At 45.3% G+C, this 19,190-nt stretch carries 19 protein-coding genes; 6 read left to right on the top strand and 13 right to left on the bottom strand.

Annotated elements, in window-relative coordinates; all coding sequences use genetic code 11:
* Nucleotides 1–8: 8 nt before the first annotated feature.
* The 6 genes from ACP7H9_RS10740 to ACP7H9_RS10715 all read right to left on the bottom strand — a co-directional run bounded on the left by ACP7H9_RS10740 (nt 9) and on the right by ACP7H9_RS10715 (nt 5,668).
* Complete coding sequence (locus ACP7H9_RS10740; protein ID WP_011235849.1) at nt 9–395, bottom strand: ATP synthase subunit I; 387 nt, start codon at nt 393–395, stop codon at nt 9–11.
* A gap of 169 nt (nt 396–564) precedes the next feature.
* A complete protein-coding gene (locus tag ACP7H9_RS10735; RefSeq protein ID WP_011235850.1) occupies nt 565–1,440 on the bottom strand; it encodes a ParB/RepB/Spo0J family partition protein in 876 nt (291 codons plus the stop codon).
* A 19-nt stretch (nt 1,441–1,459) separates the two neighbouring features.
* Nucleotides 1,460–2,251, bottom strand: coding sequence for a ParA family protein (locus ACP7H9_RS10730; protein ID WP_011235851.1), 792 nt, complete (start codon nt 2,249–2,251; stop codon nt 1,460–1,462).
* Nucleotides 2,252–2,299: 48 nt separating this feature from the next.
* Nucleotides 2,300–2,920: a 16S rRNA (guanine(527)-N(7))-methyltransferase RsmG gene (gene rsmG / locus ACP7H9_RS10725; protein WP_034819462.1), complete on the bottom strand. Its 621-nt coding sequence runs from the start codon at nt 2,918–2,920 to the stop codon at nt 2,300–2,302.
* 9 nt (nt 2,921–2,929) lie between these two features.
* On the bottom strand, nt 2,930–4,825 hold the full coding sequence (mnmG, locus tag ACP7H9_RS10720) for a tRNA uridine-5-carboxymethylaminomethyl(34) synthesis enzyme MnmG (RefSeq protein WP_287830269.1): 1,896 nt from the start codon (nt 4,823–4,825) through the stop codon (nt 2,930–2,932).
* A 393-nt stretch (nt 4,826–5,218) separates the two neighbouring features.
* Nucleotides 5,219–5,668: a flavodoxin domain-containing protein gene (locus ACP7H9_RS10715; RefSeq protein WP_439222762.1), complete on the bottom strand. Its 450-nt coding sequence runs from the start codon at nt 5,666–5,668 to the stop codon at nt 5,219–5,221.
* 58 nt (nt 5,669–5,726) lie between these two features.
* Between ACP7H9_RS10715 and ACP7H9_RS10710 the strand changes: the two genes are divergently transcribed.
* Nucleotides 5,727–6,221, top strand: a complete 495-nt coding sequence (locus ACP7H9_RS10710) for a serine/threonine protein phosphatase (protein WP_439222761.1) — start codon at nt 5,727–5,729, stop codon at nt 6,219–6,221.
* 51 nt (nt 6,222–6,272) lie between these two features.
* Here ACP7H9_RS10710 and gloA read toward each other — a convergent pair whose 3' ends face one another.
* The gene (gene gloA / locus ACP7H9_RS10705) at nt 6,273–6,827 is read right to left on the bottom strand and encodes a lactoylglutathione lyase (RefSeq protein WP_153849335.1); all 555 of its coding nucleotides are present in this window, start codon (nt 6,825–6,827) and stop codon (nt 6,273–6,275) included.
* A gap of 76 nt (nt 6,828–6,903) precedes the next feature.
* Between gloA and ACP7H9_RS10700 the strand changes: the two genes are divergently transcribed.
* Nucleotides 6,904–7,155, top strand: a complete 252-nt coding sequence (locus ACP7H9_RS10700) for a GIY-YIG nuclease family protein (protein ID WP_110012838.1) — start codon at nt 6,904–6,906, stop codon at nt 7,153–7,155.
* Here the strand turns inward: ACP7H9_RS10700 and ACP7H9_RS10695 are convergent.
* From ACP7H9_RS10695 to rpmH, 6 genes are read right to left on the bottom strand one after another with little or no spacing between them, the layout of a single operon-like run.
* Nucleotides 7,138–8,817, bottom strand: a complete 1,680-nt coding sequence (locus tag ACP7H9_RS10695) for an FUSC family protein (RefSeq protein WP_255801543.1) — start codon at nt 8,815–8,817, stop codon at nt 7,138–7,140. The two genes, ACP7H9_RS10700 and ACP7H9_RS10695, sit on opposite strands and share 18 nt — an antisense overlap.
* Before the next feature lie 34 nt (nt 8,818–8,851).
* Complete coding sequence (gene mnmE, locus ACP7H9_RS10690) at nt 8,852–10,228, bottom strand: tRNA uridine-5-carboxymethylaminomethyl(34) synthesis GTPase MnmE (RefSeq protein ID WP_153849336.1); 1,377 nt, start codon at nt 10,226–10,228, stop codon at nt 8,852–8,854.
* 55 nt (nt 10,229–10,283) lie between these two features.
* Nucleotides 10,284–11,945: a membrane protein insertase YidC gene (yidC, locus tag ACP7H9_RS10685; protein ID WP_286823830.1), complete on the bottom strand. Its 1,662-nt coding sequence runs from the start codon at nt 11,943–11,945 to the stop codon at nt 10,284–10,286.
* The gene (yidD, locus tag ACP7H9_RS10680) at nt 11,942–12,253 is read right to left on the bottom strand and encodes a membrane protein insertion efficiency factor YidD (RefSeq protein ID WP_011235861.1); all 312 of its coding nucleotides are present in this window, start codon (nt 12,251–12,253) and stop codon (nt 11,942–11,944) included. Before yidD ends, yidC begins: the two co-directional genes overlap by 4 nt.
* Nucleotides 12,205–12,582: a ribonuclease P protein component gene (gene rnpA / locus ACP7H9_RS10675; RefSeq protein ID WP_110012843.1), complete on the bottom strand. Its 378-nt coding sequence runs from the start codon at nt 12,580–12,582 to the stop codon at nt 12,205–12,207. The genes yidD and rnpA overlap by 49 nt, the downstream gene beginning before the upstream one ends.
* Nucleotides 12,575–12,709: a 50S ribosomal protein L34 gene (gene rpmH / locus ACP7H9_RS10670; RefSeq protein WP_011235863.1), complete on the bottom strand. Its 135-nt coding sequence runs from the start codon at nt 12,707–12,709 to the stop codon at nt 12,575–12,577. Before rpmH ends, rnpA begins: the two co-directional genes overlap by 8 nt.
* Nucleotides 12,710–13,114: 405 nt before the next feature.
* On the opposite strand from rpmH, the gene dnaA reads away from it, so the two are divergent.
* Genes dnaA through gyrB form a run of 4 tightly spaced genes read left to right on the top strand, consistent with a single transcriptional unit; the run spans nt 13,115 to nt 19,125 of the window.
* A complete protein-coding gene (gene dnaA, locus ACP7H9_RS10665) occupies nt 13,115–14,479 on the top strand; it encodes a chromosomal replication initiator protein DnaA (RefSeq protein WP_114981832.1) in 1,365 nt (454 codons plus the stop codon).
* A 31-nt stretch (nt 14,480–14,510) separates the two neighbouring features.
* Nucleotides 14,511–15,614: a DNA polymerase III subunit beta gene (gene dnaN / locus ACP7H9_RS10660; RefSeq protein WP_011233266.1), complete on the top strand. Its 1,104-nt coding sequence runs from the start codon at nt 14,511–14,513 to the stop codon at nt 15,612–15,614.
* Nucleotides 15,615–15,627: 13 nt separating this feature from the next.
* Nucleotides 15,628–16,692, top strand: coding sequence for a DNA replication/repair protein RecF (gene recF, locus ACP7H9_RS10655; RefSeq protein ID WP_286823835.1), 1,065 nt, complete (start codon nt 15,628–15,630; stop codon nt 16,690–16,692).
* A gap of 15 nt (nt 16,693–16,707) precedes the next feature.
* Nucleotides 16,708–19,125, top strand: coding sequence for a DNA topoisomerase (ATP-hydrolyzing) subunit B (gene gyrB / locus ACP7H9_RS10650; protein WP_110012847.1), 2,418 nt, complete (start codon nt 16,708–16,710; stop codon nt 19,123–19,125).
* Nucleotides 19,126–19,190: the final 65 nt, after the last annotated feature.

The raw sequence follows: 19,190 nt of genomic DNA, 5'->3' as shown, positions 1-19,190 counted from the left end.
TTTCCCAGTTAGGTTGATTTTAAAAATAAAACCGGTGCTATCCACTGCATGGTGACGGCGATGACAAAACCGACCAATAACCACACAGGATATAAATTTGTTACCAGCAATGCGATTGTTAACAACACTGCTGTAAGCAGTAGCTTAACGCCTTCGCCTAAAAAGAAACTTTGTACAACTTTCTGATTAGCGCGTGCGCCTGCGTGTCTAAAAGCGATAAGTGCAAATAGAGCGCTTGGTATTACGACGGTTAATCCGCCACACAGAATACCCAAAGCCGACTGTGTATTTGAAACTGCTATCGTGACAAGTGCGGCTATCAAAACCGCTATAAATTGTGTACCTACAACTTTTCCTGCCAGCTTTTTACCTACCGCATTAAGTGCCTGTGTCACGACTAAAACCTTTTAACTGGCGGCTATTTTTTTGAGGCTTTCAAGCAGCCACAACGAAACTCGCGCTAGTATAAAGATCTGCCATGTAATTGCAAACAAATTTGCCTGTAGGCGACGGTTTCTATGCCATTTAACAAAAGTTCTACAACAATCAATGCATTGGAAATTATTATTTGATGTGAGTCAGAATTCCATCCAGTTCGTCCAGGTTGGTGTAACTGATAACCAGTTTACCCTTTCCTTTACGACCATGGTTAATGGAAACTTTGGCTCCCAGGGTTTCAGACAACTTGGTTTCTAAATGCTCAATATTAGCGTCTGGCTCTGGTTTTTCGGTTTCTTTGGGAGGGTCTATTGTACGTCTGACGAGTTTTTCTGCGTCACGTACGGTCATATCTTTTGCGACAATCTGTTGTGCTACGTCGGCTTGTTGTTCGCCTTCCAGCGCAAGTAACAACTTGGCATGGCCAAGTTCAATATCACCACGCTCAAGTAACACTTTAACGCCGTCCTGCAAGTTATTAAGGCGCAGCAAATTGGTCACCGTAGTCCGTGATTTACCCACTGCCTGAGCAACGTCCTGGTGAGTCATCTGAAACTCGACCAACAAACGTTGTAACGCAGTGGCTTCTTCCATTGCGTTTAAATCTTCACGCTGAATGTTTTCAATTAACGCGATAGCTACTGCGGCTTCATCAGGTACGTCTTTAATCAGGCAAGGAACCAGTTCAAGCTTTGCCAGTTGCGCCGCACGCCAACGACGCTCACCCGCAATAATCTCATATTCGTCTTTGCCAACAGGGCGTACAACAATGGGCTGGATTATCCCCTGAGCTTTTACCGAAGCGGCTAAATCTTCCAAAGCTTCGGGTGACATGTCTTTACGAGGTTGATAGCGACCAGGCTTTAAAAACTCAACCGGCAGCTTCTGTAATTCACCTTTAACTTCTTCCGTCACTTGCTCTGATTGACGGTCAGAGTTTTGCTGATTACTGGTCAGTAAGGCATCCAGACCGCGACCTAAACCTCGTTTTTTTGCCGACATGATTCGCTTTATTCCCTTGTTATGATTCTTTTGCTACTTCTTTACGATTTTCAGAACGTCGGATAAGTTCACCCGCTAAGGCTAAATAGGCCTTTGACCCGGTGGATGACTTGTCGTAGTACATAGCCGGCGCACCAAATGAAGGCGCTTCAGCTAAACGGACGTTGCGTGGAATAACGGTCCGGTAAACTTTTTCACCAAAGTGGTTTTTAAGCTGTTCTGAAACATCGTTAGCTAAACGGTTACGCGGATCGTACATAGTCCGCAAAATACCTTCAATTTCCAGCCCCGGATTAACCACGTCGGCCAGCTGACGAATGGTTTCCATCAACGCGGTAAGACCTTCCAGCGCATAATACTCGCACTGCATGGGCACCAGAATAGAATCTGCTGCTGCCATGCCGTTAACGGTCAGCATATTCAGCGATGGCGGACAGTCGATAAAGATATAGTCGTAGCTGTCCTGAACGGCTTTAAGCGCATTACGTAAACGCAGTTCCCGCGCAAAAACTTCCATTAACTTAATTTCTGCAGCCGTAGCATCAGCATTAGCCGCAATTAAATGGTATTTACCGTTGGTGTCTTTTACGGCAACGTCGCCGACTGGCTTTTCTTCAATCAGCAATTCGTAAATGGTATTTTCAACATCGTACTTATCAACGCCACTGCCCATAGTCGCGTTACCCTGAGGGTCCAGGTCAATCAACAACACTTTGCGACGGGTAGCAGCCATGGACGCAGCTAAGTTAACTGCTGTGGTTGTTTTTCCTACTCCGCCTTTTTGATTCGCAATAGCAATGGTTCTAGCCACGGGTTTTATAACCTCTTGTTGTTGTCGGATAGTCGACTGTCGGTTGTTTTATGACCGTTTGCTTATAATGACGATATGCCGGCTCGCGTCAATGCCGGGAACGTTAATTTGCTCAATACTTTCAATTTTATATTGCTCGGGCAACTGCTCCAGTTCGTCTTGCGGATACAGCCCTTTCAACGCATAAAACCGACCGTTTTCAGCCGGTAAATGTTCACACCACGAAAGCATATCATTAAGCGAGGCAAAGGCTCTACTGATTACACCATCAAACTGCTTTTCGTCCTGATAGTCTTCCACCCGCGCCTGCACAGCCGTAACATTGGTTAGTTTTAGCTCATGACAAACCTGACGAATAAAACGGATTCGCTTGCCTAAACTATCGAGTAAAACAAATTCATTATCCGGTTCGGCTATGGCTAAGGGTAAACCCGGTAGCCCTGGTCCTGTACCGACATCGATGAAGCGCTGCCCATGTAAATACTTACGAACAGCCAGGCTGTCCATAATATGTCGGGTCAGCATATCCTTCGGATTTCTCACGCTGGTCAGGTTATAGGCTTTATTCCATTTATCCAGTAAGCCTACTAACGCCAGTTGTTGCTCAATCTGTGCTTCTGACAGGTTTATTTGTGCCTGATCTAATAATCCCTTTAACTGCTCTTTCACATTTCTTCCTTAAGCACTTTTACGCAATAAACCCTGCTTTTTCAGGTGAACCAATAACATTGAAACAGCCGCCGGAGTAATTCCGGAAATACGCGCTGCTTTACCAACGGTCTCAGGCTGATGATCATTTAATTTCGCAACCACTTCGTTCGATAACCCCTTAATTTTAGCGTAATCGAAAGGCGAGGGCAGCAAGGTATTTTCATGACGTTGTTGTTTTGCTATTTCTTCCTGCTGACGCGTTATATAACCCGCGTATTTAATTTGGATCTCAACTTGTTCTGCCGCTAAAGGATCGTCTAACCCCGGCGCAAAAAAGTCAGTTAAGGCTAAATCTTTGTAATGAATTTCCGGGCGGCGTAATAGTTCTTCGCCACTGACTTCTTTGGTGACAGGGCTTTTAACCAGCGCGTTAATTTGCTCTACAGATGCATGATCTTTATGCACCCAGGTAGTTTTTAAGCGTTGTTTTTCCTGCTCGACTGATTCCATTTTCTTATTAAACGCGGCCCAGCGTTCATCATCCACTAAACCGAGATTACGGCCAATTTCAGTTAATCGCATATCGGCGTTATCTTCACGCAGCAACAGACGATATTCGGCACGCGAAGTGAACATACGGTAGGGCTCTTGAGTGCCCAGAGTCGATAAATCATCGATCAACACGCCCATATAAGCCTGATCGCGTCGTGGAGCCCAGGATTCTTTATCCTGCGCCTGCAATGCGGCATTTAAACCAGCAATAAGTCCTTGCGCACCGGCTTCTTCATAGCCTGTTGTGCCGTTAATTTGGCCAGCGAAGAATAAACCGTTAATCACTTTGGTTTCCAGAGACTGTTTCAGATCTCTTGGATCAAAGTAATCGTACTCGATCGCATAACCAGGACGTGTGATATGCGCGTTTTCAAACCCTTTAATTGACTGAACCAGACGCTGCTGAACATCAAACGGCAAGCTGGTTGAAATGCCATTAGGGTAAATTTCGAAGGTATCTAAGCCTTCTGGTTCAACAAAAATTTGATGAGAGCCTTTGTCAGAAAAACGCACAATTTTGTCTTCAATTGACGGACAATAACGTGGTCCAACGCCTTCAATAACACCAGAATACATGGGTGAACGATCAAGCCCTGAACGAATAATCTCGTGGGTATTTTCGTTGGTATGCGTGATGTAACACGGAATTTGTTGTGGGTGATCGGAACGAGAACCCATGTAAGAAAATACCGGAGTCGGATTATCGCCCGGTTGTTCCTGCATAACAGAAAAATCGACACTGTGACTAGCTATACGCGGAGGTGTGCCGGTTTTTAAGCGTTCAACTCGTAATGGCAATGCACGTAAGCGTTTAGCTAATGCGTTTGATGGAGGATCGCCTGCGCGTCCGCCCTGGTAGTTATCCAGACCAATATGAATTTGTCCGCCGAGGAATGTTCCTACGGTTAGCACCACGGTTTTTGCCGTGAATTTAAGACCCATTTGGGTAACAACGCCAGTAACGCGATCGTTCTCGACGGTCAGATCGTCACAACCTTGTTGGAATATTGACAGATTCGGCTGGGTTTCCAGTGCGTAGCGGATCGCTTGTTTGTAAAGCTGTCGATCAGCCTGAGCTCTGGTTGCGCGCACTGCAGGACCTTTGGATGAATTCAGTGTTCTGAATTGAATTCCGGCTTTATCAGCTGCTTTGGCCATAGCGCCGCCAAGTGCATCGATCTCTTTTACTAAATGACCTTTTCCTATTCCCCCAATGGCTGGGTTACAGGACATTTGCCCTAAAGTATCAATATTATGCGTAAGCAATAGGGTTTTAACACCTAAACGAGCGGCGGCTAACGCAGCTTCTGTTCCGGCGTGTCCTCCACCGACAACAATAACGTCAAAGTGTTGTTGGCTCTGTTGTGACATGCAAAGTGACCTTTGTTTGAAGAATAGGAAGTTAGCCGATTATTTTAACGCGATTTCACTTAAATCTAAATGGTTAAATTTCGTTCAGTGCTGTTAAAGATCTTAAAGAAGATCAGTAAAGGATCTTATTTAGATCTTTTATTACTATTACTACTAGTTAGCGGTTTTCTGTGAATAGATCGCTGAAGCCCTTTTTTTATATATCCTGGAGCAAGATCACTCTTTGTAGATAAGTGACCTTGAACCCGAATCATAGATCGTGGATAAGTAGGGTAGTTATACACAGATCAGTTTATCCCCAGTGTTATACCCACTTCACTGACAGTGCTTAAGTGATCTTATTCCAACCTTAGTCACAAGCTGAAATCCTTGTGCACAAGCCTGTGGGTATGATCACAGAGCCTTTACAGCATCAGCGATCGCGGGCAACCAGTTTAATGCCTTCTCTTCTGGATCGTCTTCCAGTATGTCGATTTCTAAACGATCGGTCATTTGTGTTCCGCCTAATTCCTGTAAGCGTTTATCGCAATGTCGACCGGCTTCGCAGAAGGTGTCATAACAGGATTCACCAACAGCCACTACGGCATAGTTCAGTCCGGCTAAATCTGGGCTTTGGGGATCTTTTATTTCGTCGTAGAAATCGAGCATGGAGTCGGCATAATCGCCAGCACCATGACTGGCAAGAAAAATTAACCAGGGTTGATCGCTGGGTAACTTCTCAAACTCCGGTTCGTAATGGAGCTCGGTCTCAATGCCCTGCTGATTTAACTTTTCGCTGACAGTATCGGCTAAAAACTCGGTATTTCCGGAGGTTGTACCCACTAAAAGATGTAAAACAGTCATAAAATTTCTAACTCATTTGCTACTATTAAAAACACGAGAATCATACAGGAGAACCCAAATGGTAAAAGCTCTGGTTAATGTATTAGTCGCTTTTAGTGTAGCAATAGTTTCAACGAATGTTTTTGCCGGCATTGAGTCACCCAAACAGGTGTCAGATAAGTTATGGGTGATGGGCACACCATCAAATGAGCAGTTGGCTGACTTTGCTGATGAAGGTGGTGAGGTTGTTATTAATCTGCTTTCACAAAAAGAAATGACCGACAGTGAGGAAGCCGCAGTGGTTACCCGTAATGGCATGGCGTATTACCATGTACCGGTTAACGGTGCAGACGGAGTGACACTTGAAAATGCTCGCATGGTGGACCGTATTTTACTGAAAAATAGCGATAAGAAGGCGATGGTGCATTGTGCTTCGAGTAATAGAGTCGGCGCGTTAATGGCATTACGTGCCGGTTGGCTAGATGGAATGCCGGTAGAAAAAGCGTTAGAAATTGGACGTGAACATGGCATGACGTCTCTGGAGGGTAAAGTGAAGTCGATGCTTTCAGAGTAGTAAAAAATAAGGCCAGCTCAAATGAACTGGCCTTTTTTCACTGTGCCATCGTTATTTTAAGTGCTCTTTCAGCAATTCCGGTTGGCGTTCCGGCGTGAATATTTCAATCCAGTAGCCATCCGGGTCTTTAATAAAGGCAATACCCTTCATTTTCCCGTCGTTCGGGCGTTTTTGAAACTCTACGCCCATTTTATCGAAACGCTCACAGGCGGCATCGATATCCGGTACGGCGAAACCTATGTGACCAAAACCTTTGGGCTCTTCGTTACCACTGTGGTAAGACACCGAGTCGTCGTTCTCGTCGCCCCAGTTGTGAGTCAGTTCCAGCATGGCCGGCCGACCAAAGGTCTGTTCAATGCGTTTGTCGTTATCGGTTGACCAGTCTTTTCGTTGTTCAGGCGACATGGCAGCCATGAAATACAGCGTAAACTCCATTTCCGGGAAGTCGAATCGTTTAACCAACGTCATGCCCAGAACTTCACTGTAAAATTTTAAAGTGCGCTCCGGGTCTTTAATGCGGAACATGGTCTGGTTAAATACAAAGTCGTGTGTTGCGGGGTCGTGTTGTTCAGACAAACCCTTGGCTTCATCAAAATGTCTGCTCATAATGTCATCCTTAGTCGGTTCATTGAGTAACTGTTGTTACACTGTGTATTGGGTTTAGCAGGAGAGAGTTCAAGTCGTGAGCTGGGCGGTTTATCTAATTAAATGTGCAGACAATACGTTCTATACCGGTGTCACAACGGACATTGAACGGCGTGTGAATGAGCATAATACCGACGATAAAAAAGGCGCTAAGTACACACGAGCTCGTCGTCCTGTGGTGCTTGTCTGGAGTGAGAAACACCCGAACCGAACTAAAGCATGCCAGCGTGAATATGAAATTAAACGTTGGCCGCGCGCTAAAAAGGTTGAGTTAGCCGGTGGAATTTAATCGCTTCTGGCCGGTTAAAAGGTGCCCGAGAATGGCGTCTTTGTCTTTCATTCCCAGTTTGTCGCTAATTTGGGTAAGCTTTATTACGCGATGGTAGAAACGTGCTTTACGTCGGTTGTACTGGCTTTCGGTGAGTTTTGTTTTGTTCAGCTGGTCAATTTCTTCGGTCAGAGTTTGCAGTAAGCTTTGATAACGCGCTTTTAAATTGGTCGGATAAATAAGTCGATAAGCAATTAACGAAAGTAGGGGGGCGGCAACGACTGCCAGAGCAATACTCGCTGAATGACCAAGGTGGAATGAATAACCGATAGAGGGCTGCATTAACAGCAAAAAGACCAGATTGAAGTCCATACTGCCGTTTGCTGTTTTTTGATGTGACATAGGAAAACCCGCCAGCAAAATAACCGGCATTAAAGCAACCAGCATCCATAAAATGGAGCCCTGGTACTGCCAGACCGTTGCCTGTATAAGCACCGCTGTCAGCGCGCCGGCACACTGCCCGAAAAACACATATCTCATGGTTAATGCCGGGTTGTCTGCGGTGGAGAATAGCGTCAACATAACCGAAGCACCCAGCATTAAATAAGCGAATTGAAATAATCCGGTATACCACCAGCTTGCGCCAATGAGCCCCATAATAACTAAAGTGCGTATGGCCGCCTGGCGTGCACCCAACCAGTCGCGATGCAAAATGGTTTTGCTGAGTAAGGTGGAAGTGGCAGTTTTGCCCGAATCACGAAAAGATAATCGGTCGTTGGTTGCTTCAACAAATTCATTAAAGCGTTTTTTCAGTGCGGCGTTTTTAATGGATTCCAGAGCAGTTTTGAGAGGTTCTACAATTTCGGAACGTTTAGCGGAAGCATTTAATTTATTTGACGCTTCGAGTAAGTAATCGCTTACTTCTTGGTTTTTTTCCGGCTCCTGAATATTCAGTTCAGCCAGAAACCCCAGTTGGCTGTTAATGACCAAGCGTAACGTTTTGGCCGATTCATGAGCACTGACAGAGCCGGTGCCGTGATCGAGCAGTTGAGCTTCGAGGGCCGCCAGTTTTGATAACTTATCGGCAAGGTTTAAATCGTTATTATCCGGTTCGGCGAAGTAACGACTAATATCGTGCAAGTTAGCTGCGGTTTGTCGGCGAAGTTGGTTAATTAAGCTTTGTTCCGCTCTTTTATAAGTAAAAGCCCAGCCAATAACGAGTGATGTCATAATGCCGACAAAAACCGTGAGTAGACGGTCAATTCCGAGGGGCATAAGTGCGTCAGGGTTTTGTGTTAGCAACACCACCATGGAAGCTGAATACCCGGCAAGTATGGTGCCGTAAGAAATAAGCCCGTGCAGTAAATTGCCCGTGTAGACACAAAGCGATACCCACAGAGTTAAGCCCGCCACCAGCCAAATGATTTCGCCACTGGCAGAAACCACCAGCACCATACCGAACATAGTCCCTAAAAGAGTGCCTAACGCCCGGTATGCGGCCTTTTCTATAAGAAGACCACGAGTTGGCTGGGAAACGGCCCAAACTGTCATAGCAGACCATTGAGGATGCTCTAAGCCCATAGCCCAGGCAATAATAAGAGATAAGCAGGCAGCAACGCCGGTTCGAAAGCCAAACCGCAGGCGAACATAGTCAAACCCCCATTGCGCTAACTTGTCTTTCACTGGTGCTCCTTAGTTGTACGACTAAGAAAAAGCTTTATTTACCGATACAAAACGAACCAAAAATCTGGCCAAGGAGGTCATCAGAAGTGAATTCGCCGGTAATTTCATTGAGGTGCTGCTGAGTTAGGCGAAGTTCTTCTGCCAGTATTTCACCTGCCATATTGGCTTCTAACTGTTCCTGACCTTGCAGTAGATGTACTTTCGCTTTAGCCAGAGCCTCTAAATGGCGGCGTCTTGCCATGAAACTGCCTTCGGAGGTTGCACTGTAACCAACACAATGTTTTAGGTGTTCTCTAAGCAATTCAATGCCATGTCCTGTTTTGGCGGAAAGATGAATAACCGGAATGTTGTTGTGTTCATCTATACCCGTGGGCTCTTCCGATAAATCGACTTTATTGCGAATAACGGTGTAGGGCATGTCCTCGGGTAATTGTGCGAAAAATTCTGGCCAAATATCGTCGGGATGAATGGCAGAGGTTTCCTGACTGTCGACCATAAACAGCACGCGGTCAGCCTGGCGTATTTCATCCCAGGCGCGTTCAATACCAATTTTCTCAACATGGTCAGGGCTTTCGCGTAAACCTGCGGTATCGATAATATGCAGCGGCATACCGTCTATTTGAATGTGCTCCCGCAGAACATCGCGAGTGGTTCCTGCTATTTCCGTTACAATAGCTGATTCACGACCCGCCAGCGCGTTAAGCAAGCTGGACTTACCCGCATTGGGGCGTCCGGCAATAACAATGCGCATGCCTTCGCGCATGAGCGTGCCTTGCTTGGCTTCCTGTTCTATGTGGAACAGCTGGTCGATAATTTCAGCTAAATCGCCGGATACTTTGCCATCGGAAAGAAAATCGATTTCTTCATCAGGAAAGTCGATAGCCGCTTCAACGTATATTCTCAGGTGAATAACGGCGTCTACCAACTGATCAATTTTATGAGAAAACTCACCTTTTAGGCTTTGTAAGGCGGCTTTTGCGGCCTGCTCTGAGTTGGTATCAATTAGGTCGGCAATGGCTTCTGCCTGGGTGAGATCGAGCTTGTCGTTTAAGAATGCTCGTTCGCTAAACTCACCGGGACGAGCAGGGCGAATACCGGGAATTTCCAGTATTGCTCGAATTATCATATCGATAATAACCGGCCCACCATGGCCTTGCAGTTCTAAGACATCTTCTCCGGTAAAGGAGTTTGGACCCAGGAAAAAGAGCGCTATGCCTTCGTCCAACAGTTGTTTCTGTAAATCGTAAAACGGCAGGTACTCTGCTTTACGAGGCTTGGGGCAGTGACCTAACAGCTTTTCTGCAACCTCTTTACAGGCTTTTCCGCTCACGCGAACAATACCAACACCGCCGCGTCCGGGAGGCGTTGCCTGAGCTACTATGGTGTCGTCAAAATCTGTTTCAGTTTGCATTTTTGCTGCTCCCCAAAGGACTAAAGCCCGGCATTAGCCGGGCCTTAATGTTGGATTATTTCTTGTTTCGAACGTTAATCCCTTTCTTCTCTAAGCCCCGGTAAATGATCAGCATTTGCGCAATGGTAATCAAGTTACTGACCAGCCAGTACAGTACCAGACCCGATGGGAACCACAGGAAGAATACGGTAAAGATAACCGGCATATACTGAAACAGTTTCTGTTGCATTGGGTCAGCCGTCGGTGTTGGCTGCAGTCGCTGCATTAAGAACATACTGGCACCCATTAAAATAGGCAGGATGTAGTATGGGTCTTTGGTTGACAGATCCTGTATCCAGAACACAAAAGCAGAATGGCGCAGCTCAACACTTTCCAATAGCACCCAGTATAGCGCCAGGAAGATTGGAAGCTGCAACAGCATAGGCAGACAGCCGCCCAGAGGATTTACTTTTTCCTCTTTGTAGAGCTTCATCATGGCGCCTGACATCTTCTGTCGGTCGTCACCATAACGTTCACGCAGAGCCGTCATTTTTGGCTGCAGCATGCGCATCTTAGCCATTGAAACGTATTGTGCCTTAGTTAGCGGGAACAATAGCGCTTTAACAATAACTGTGGTCAGGATAATAGCCAGACCCCAGTTAATAACGATGCTTTGTAAGAACTGCAGCAGTTTGAATATCGGTTGAGCTAACCACCATAGGAAACCATAGTCGACGGTTAAGTCCAGATACTCGACGACTTCAGCCATAGCGTCTTGGTCTTTTGGACCCAGAAATACTTGAGACTCAATCGTTTTGGAGCTGCCTGGCTGAATATCAGTCATTGGATAAATGACACCGATAATTGCCTGGCTGCCATTGGCTACTCGAGAATAAAGACGATTTTGCTGACCTTGTTTCGGCACCCAGGCTGACACGAAATAGTGCTCAAGCATTCCGACCCAACCAGTTTGCGAAGTAACGTTCAGCTTTTTGTCCTGCATGCTGTCGAAATCGTATTTTTCGAACTTGTCTTCATCGTAGGAATAAGCTGCACCAAAATAGGTAGGCATGATCATACTGCCACTTTCGCCTGAGTGTACGGAACGTTTTAATTGGCCGTAAAATTGGGTTTCAAGCGTTTTGCTGGTGTTATTTTCTACTTCGTACCGAACATCAACAGTGTATTTTCCTGGCGTGAAGGTAAATACTTTACGATAAACAGCGCCGTTCTCAGCCGTATAGGTTAAAGGAACTTCAATAACCTCGCTTGTAGACTCGTAGCTTTCTTGTACGTAGTTATAAGAAGGGCGGCCGTCTTTGCCATCAATTCCGTCCGGGCCAATTAGGCCTGACTGAGCGACGTAAACGTTGTTTGAACTGTTTTGCAGAAGTTGAAAGCGTTCTTCAGAACCCTGAGTTTTCGCAAACTTGAGTAAGTGAGTCGAAACAACATCACCACCGCGGGTATCTATCTCAACATCTAACACGTCGGTGCGAACGTGAACTGTGGTTTCAGCCCGCTGAGCTACAACCGGCTGATCACTTTCCGGGACGTCTGCCGAAACGGCTGAACTGCCTGAGGGCACATCGCTGTTTTCAGCGTTATTGCTCGATTGTGTTGAGGTAACGTTTTCAGGTGCTTTTGTTCCGGGTGCGGTTTCCACCATCCAATTCTGGTATAGGAAGAAAGACACCACTAAAAAGGCAATAAATAATATCGTGCGTGGCGAATTCATAGTGATTTCGTCTCTGTTGGCTGATTTAGTAAAGATTCGGATTCGCTGTTATTTTCTGGCTTGGCGTCTTGCTTAGCAAGTGGAACCGGGTCGTAGCCGCCCTCATGAGCTGGGTGACATTTACTGATTCTTACTGCAGCAAGGCCAATGCCACGGATTGTACCGTGTTTTTGTATGGCCTCACAGGCATAATGTGAGCAAGATGGATAAAAACGACAACGCGGGCCCAGCAGTGGACTGATAAACCACTGATAAACCTTTATGAACGCGATTGGTATTGTTCGCAACGCTTTGCTAATTTTCGCCATAAATAATTCAACGTATCCCGTAATGCGGCGTTATCCTGCTCGACAATACCCTGCTTAGCAATAATTACAATGTCGAAAGCGGGAATTTTATGTTGGCTTAAACGGAAGGTTTCACGTATTTGTCGTTTTATGCGGTTTCGGTCAACTGCGCGCTTAGCTCGCTTTTTGCTGACGGTAACACCAATACGTGGATGGCCTAACTCATTGGGGGTTGCCAACATAGTGACATGAGCAGTAACGGCTTTTACAGGAGGGTTTGAGAATACAGTCTGGAAATGAGAGGGAGTTAACAGACGTAACTCCCTTCCGTATGAGATACTTTTATGCACTCAGTACTTTACGACCACGTGCACGGCGACGAGCCAGTACTTTGCGGCCATTTTTTGTTGCCATGCGAGCACGGAAACCGTGTGAACGCTTGCGCTTTAATACGCTTGGTTGAAATGTTCTTTTCATAACTAATATTCCATCGGTCAGTTTGCTATTTCCCACGCTGGCCGAATAAGTTGAAACCAAACGTGAACGGAATTTTTTAGAGCGCGGATCTTACCGATCTTTTCTCGTTGAGTCAATGACCAGAGGCTTTTTTAGGCAATAAATCCTAAAATAATATCATCCACAATCTGTTGAGATTATAACATTAATAATGTGGATAAAATAACAGTTATTCACTATTTGCTTTATTTTCCGATTTTGAGGCAATGTGGCCTTTTAAGCAATTTATGCGCCAGTTTTGGTTTCAATGGCTATTTTTTAACTCCTTTATTGACGCTGTTTTCAGGCAGTTTATGCTAGCGAATATTAGCTGAGTGAAGTACAATCTTTGGTTATGTTTATAAAGAAACGATCCAGGAGAAGAGTGTGAATAATTCGCTTTGGCAACAATGTGCAGAGCGACTGCAATCGGAGTTACCGTTACAGCAGTTCAACACGTGGATCAGACCCCTACAAGCCAAACTCAATGGCGAAACATTAACCTTGTTTGCTCCGAATATTTATTCGGTAGACTGGGTGCGTGATAAATACCTGAAAACCATTAATACCTATTTAGAAGTTTTGTGCGATGACAAAGTGCCTAACGTGGTTTTAAAAGTTGGGGAAGCGTCGCCGACACAACGTGACAGCGGCTCACCGCAACGCGCAGCTGCAACCCGCAGAAAAACACCTAACTTCTCATCAGGTAACACCGATGTGGAAGTGCCTTTTGAAAGCAATATTCATCCGGAATACACCTTCGATAACTTTGTTGAGGGTAAATCAAACCAGTTGGCGCGTGCGGCCGCTATTCAGGTGGCAGAGAATCCTGGCGGCGTTTATAACCCTCTGTTTGTTTATGGTGGTACCGGTTTAGGTAAAACTCACCTTTTGCATGCGGTTGGTAATGGCATTATGGCGCACAAAAAGGACGCCAAGGTGTTTTACATTCGGGCTGAGCGTTTTGTGCAGGACATGGTGAACTCTATTCGTAACAGTTCAACCAACGAGTTTAAGCGTTACTATCGTTCGGTCGATGCGTTATTGATTGATGACATTCACTTCTTTGCGAATAAAAAAGGTTCGCAGGAAGAGTTTTTCCATACCTTTAATGCGTTGTTGGAAGGTAACCAGCAAATTATTATGACCAGCGATCTTTACCCGAAAGAAATAGACGGAGTAGAAGATCGGTTGAAGTCACGTTTTGGCTGGGGTCTTACCATTGCCATTGAGCCCCCGGAATTAGAAACCCGGGTGGCCATTTTAATGCGTAAAGCTGATGAACGTGGTTTGCATATGCCTCACGAAGTGGCGTTTTTCATTGCTAAACGTTTGCGTTCAAATGTTCGGGAGCTGGAAGGCGCATTGAACCGGGTTGTGGCTAATGTGCAACTCACAGGACGGCCTATAACTATAGACTTTGTCCGTGAAGCTTTGCGTGACTTAATTGCCGCCCAGGAAAAATTAGTTACTATTGATAATATTCAGAAGACGGTAGCGGAATACTACAATATTAAGTTAGCCGATATTTTATCAAAACGCCGTAGCCGTTCTGTAGCGCGCCCTCGCCAGTTAGCAATGGCATTAGCTAAGGAATTGACTAATCATAGCTTACCGGAAATAGGCGACGCGTTCGGCGGTCGTGATCACACAACGGTTTTGCATGCTTGTCGGAAGATACAAGAATTAAAAGATGCGCAGCACGACATTAAAGAAGATTATCGAAATCTAATTCGTACATTGTCGTCATAAAAGTATGTCGTTATAAACAGGGGACTCAGTCATGAAATTTTCAATTAACCGCGATGCTTTTTTAAAGCCGCTGCAGGTTGTAAGTGGCGCTGTTGAACGGCGGCATACCTTACCAATTTTGTCGAATTTGTTGCTTCAGGTCGATAATGGTCAGCTTAAACTAACCGGAACAGATCTTGAGGTTGAACTGGTTTCGGCTGTACCGCTCGAGTCGGCGGATATGGATGCGGCTGTTACAGTGCCAGCGAAAAAGTTGCTGGATATTGTGCGCAGTCTGCCTGAAGGCTCGACCATCGAGTTTACCTCGCAGGAAGACAGTGCCACAGTCAAATCTGGTCGCAGTAAATTTAAATTGAGTACCTTATCTTCAGATGACTTTCCAAATATCGACGACTGGAAAAGCGATATCCACCTGGTAACTGAGCAGGCGGTATTAAAAGATTTAATGTTGAAAACGCATTTCTCCATGGCGAATCAGGACGTGCGTTATTATTTAAACGGCATGTTGTTCGAAACTGATAACGGCATGTTGCGTTCCGTAGCGACCGACGGCCACCGTTTAGCCATGAGCACTTGTGCTATTGATCAGCCAGGTTTGGCCCAACGCCAAGTTATTGTTCCGCGCAAAGGCGTGGTCGAGTTACTTCGGTTGTTAGGTGACGACGACCAGGAAGTGTCAGTGTCGATAGGAAACAACCATATTCGCGTGGAAACACCAGAGCTTGTTTTTACAAGTAAGCTGGTAGATGGTCGTTTTCCTGATTACCGTCGCGTTTTACCTAGCGGTGGAGACAAAGTTATTGTTGCCCATCGCGATGCGTTGCGGCAGTCCTTTGGGCGAGCATCTATTCTCTCTAATGAAAAGTTTCGCGGTGTGCGTTTGAATTTGAGTAGTGGTGAACTTTGCATTACGGCAACGAACCCCGAGCAAGAACAAGCGGAAGAAGTGATAGAAGTGGATTATCAAGGCGATGATCTGGAAATTGGCTTCAACGTTAGCTATTTGCTAGATGTCTTAAATAACATTGATGACGAACAAGTTTCTTTTACTCTGTCTGACTCAAATAGTAGTGCATTAATTGAACCTCAGCATGACGAGTCTTGCTGTTACGTTATTATGCCGATGCGTTTGTAACCCTGCCTCGTAAATGTTCATTGAGACGTTGAATTTAAGCCACTTCCGAAATTTCTCGGAAGTGGCTCTATCTCCCAGCCCCAAAATTAATATCATAACCGGCGATAATGGTTCCGGAAAAACCAGTTTGCTTGAAGCTATCTATTTACTCGGTTTTGGTCGTTCTTTTCGGCCGGGTGGTTTTCGTCAGTTGATTAAAGAAGGGAAACCGGGCTTTACTGTATTTTGCCGTTCCCAAGATTACGCTATAGGTGTAAAACGCAGTACCGATGGTGAACAGTCGCTTAGGTTGAATGGCGCGAACGTTCAGCGCATGTCTGATGTTGCTCGTTTGGTGCCGGTACAACTATTAACACCTGAATCCGTCGATATATTGTTGGAAGGTCCAGGACAGAGAAGACAGTTTATAGATTGGGGAGTGTTCCACGTGGAACACTCCTTTTATTCTGACTGGGTTGCGTACACTCAGCTCCTAAAACAAAGAAACAGTTTACTCAAGCAGCGCTCGCTTCCTGTAAGAGAAGATCGATATTGGAAAGAGCAGTTAGCCTATTATGGCGAGCGCATTAGTAAAAGTCGCGAAAAATACCTAGAAGAACTGAATGATTATATACAAGAACTAGCGAAATCTTTTCTCTCCGATGTTACAATGGAGGTTCGATTAAAATCGGGCTGGGATACTAGCCAAAGCTTATTTGACGCCTTAGAAAGCCATACAGAGAAAGATAAGAAATACGGCTTTACCTCAGTTGGGGCACATAAGGCAGATATAAAAGTGATAGCGGACGGGGTGGAAGTAAAACATCGCCTGTCTCGCGGACAATTAAAGACCGCGATAACCGCTTTAAAGTTAGCGCAAGGGAAGCATTACCAAAAAATAAAAAGGCAACCCTGCATTTATTTAGTCGATGATTTAACGTCAGAGCTTGATTCAAGAAACCAAGCGTTACTCTGTCGTGAGTTAGAAAATCTAGACGCACAAGTGTTTATCACCGCAATTACTGGAAAGCAGTTGTCGGATAAATTTCAAAAATCACCCCGAATGTTCCACGTGGAACATGGGGTAATAAACGAATGATATCGAGATAATACTATGGAAGAAAATAATTACGGTTCATCGAGTATCAAGGTTCTGAAAGGGTTGGATGCGGTTCGTAAACGCCCAGGCATGTACATTGGTGACACGGATGATGGAACTGGTCTGCACCACATGGTTTTTGAAGTTGTCGATAACTCTATTGACGAGGCCTTAGCGGGTCACTGTTCAGAAATTATGGTTATCATTCACTCTGACGGTTCTGTTAGTGTGAAAGATGATGGTCGTGGAATTCCAGTTGATATACATGAAGAAGAAGGTGTTTCAGCTGCTCAGGTTATTATGACCGTACTGCACGCTGGCGGTAAATTCGACGACAACTCTTATAAAGTGTCTGGTGGTTTGCACGGGGTTGGTATCTCTGTTGTAAACGCGCTATCTGAAAAGCTGCAGTTGACCATTCGTCGACAAGGCCAGGTTTACGAGCAGACTTATCATATGGGTGAGCCTGACAGCGATGTAAAACCTGTTGGCGATACCGAAACAACAGGTACAGAACTGCGTTTTTGGCCAAGCCACGAAACTTTTACCAATACTGAATTCCACTACGATATTCTGGCTAAGCGCCTGCGCGAACTCTCGTTCCTGAATTCAGGTGTTGGTATACGGTTGCGCGATGAGCGTGACGACCGCGAAGATTTATTTAAATACGAAGGCGGTATTGCTGCCTTTGTTAATTATTTGAATAAGAACAAAACGCCAATTCACCAAAAAGCTTTCTATTTCACAATACAAAGAGAAGACGGTATTGGTGTTGAAGTCAGTATGCAGTGGAATGACTCATTCCAGGAAAACATCTATTGTTTTACCAACAACATTCCGCAGCGTGATGGTGGTACACACTTAGCCGGCTTCCGTGCCGCTCTGACGCGCACACTGAACACCTACATGGAGAAAGAGGGTTATAATAAAAAATCAAAAACCTCTGCAACGGGTGACGATGCGCGTGAAGGTCTGACCGCCATTATTTCTGTTAAAGTTCCTGATCCTAAGTTTTCGTCTCAAACAAAAGACAAGCTGGTTTCTTCAGAAGTGAAGTCGGCTGTTGAGCAGACAATGAACGAGCAGTTAGCGGACTATTTACTAGAAAACCCGGGCGAAGCAAAACTTATTATCAATAAAATTATTGATGCAGCAAGAGCTCGTGAAGCCGCTCGTAAAGCACGTGAAATGACACGCCGTAAAGGTGCTCTGGATATTGCGGGCTTACCTGGTAAGTTGGCCGATTGTCAGGAAAAAGACCCGGCACTGTCTGAACTTTATATTGTGGAGGGTGACTCTGCAGGCGGTTCCGCTAAGCAGGGTCGTAACCGTAAAAACCAGGCGATTTTGCCACTTAAAGGTAAAATTCTTAACGTAGAAAAAGCGCGTTTTGACAAAATGCTGTCTTCTGTCGAGGTTGGTACATTAATTACTGCTATGGGCTGTGGTATTGGCCGTGATGAGTACAACCCGGATAAAACACGTTATCACCGTATTATTATTATGACGGATGCCGACGTTGACGGATCACACATTCGTACTTTGTTATTGACGTTCTTCTATCGTCAAATGCCTGAAATTATCGAGCGCGGATATATCTATATTGCTCAGCCCCCGCTGTACAAAGTGAAGAAGGGCAAGCAGGAAGTTTATATTAAAGATGACCCTGCGTTGATTCGCTACTTAACCAGTTTAGCTCTGGATAATGCATCTTTACATGTTAACGAAACCGCACCAGGTATTTCTGGTGAAAAGCTCGAAACTTTGGTTAACGGCTATCAGATGGCGCAGGAAAATATTAAGCGTTTAAGTCGTCGTATGCCTGAGCGTTTCTTACAGCGTCTGTTCTATGCGCCTCGTTTAACGGATGATCGTTTGAAAGATAAAGATTACATGGAGAAGTGGGTTAAAACATTAAACGATGACCTAACTGCCCGTGAAATTAATTCGGCAACTTATACCGTTTCTTTGCATGAAGATACTGAACGCAAGATGTGGTTACCTTCGACGACGATTCGTCAACACGGTGTCGACACAGATTACCCGCTGAACTATGAATTCTTAATGTCTAAAGACTACGAACAAATAGTGACGCTTGGCGAAGAGATCGACTCTTTGGTTGAGCCGGGTGGCTATGTGCTTCGCGGTGAGAAGAAGCAGCCAGTTACACACTTTGTTGAAGCTGTGGAATGGCTTATTGGTGAATCCAAGCGAGGTTTATACGTTCAGCGTTATAAAGGTCTGGGCGAAATGAACCCTGACCAGCTGTGGGAAACTACGATGGACCCTGATACTCGCCGTATGCTTCAGGTAACTATTGAGGACGCTATTGGCGCTGACCAGCTGTTCACCACGTTAATGGGTGACGAAGTTGAACCACGTAGAGCCTTTATTGAATCAAACGCTCTTAAGGTTGCTAACTTGGACGTCTAGGCTTAACAGCGACATTAGCAAGCAACAGGCAACAAAAAAGCCGGCTCATGAAAATGAAGCCGGCT

Origin of the sequence: Idiomarina sp. ST20R2A10 (genome assembly GCF_051842345.1) — a bacterium.
GTDB lineage: Bacteria > Pseudomonadota > Gammaproteobacteria > Enterobacterales > Alteromonadaceae > Idiomarina > Idiomarina loihiensis.
The sequence above is the reverse complement of the archived record's forward strand: the minus strand, read 5'-3'. Positions and strand labels throughout refer to the sequence as shown.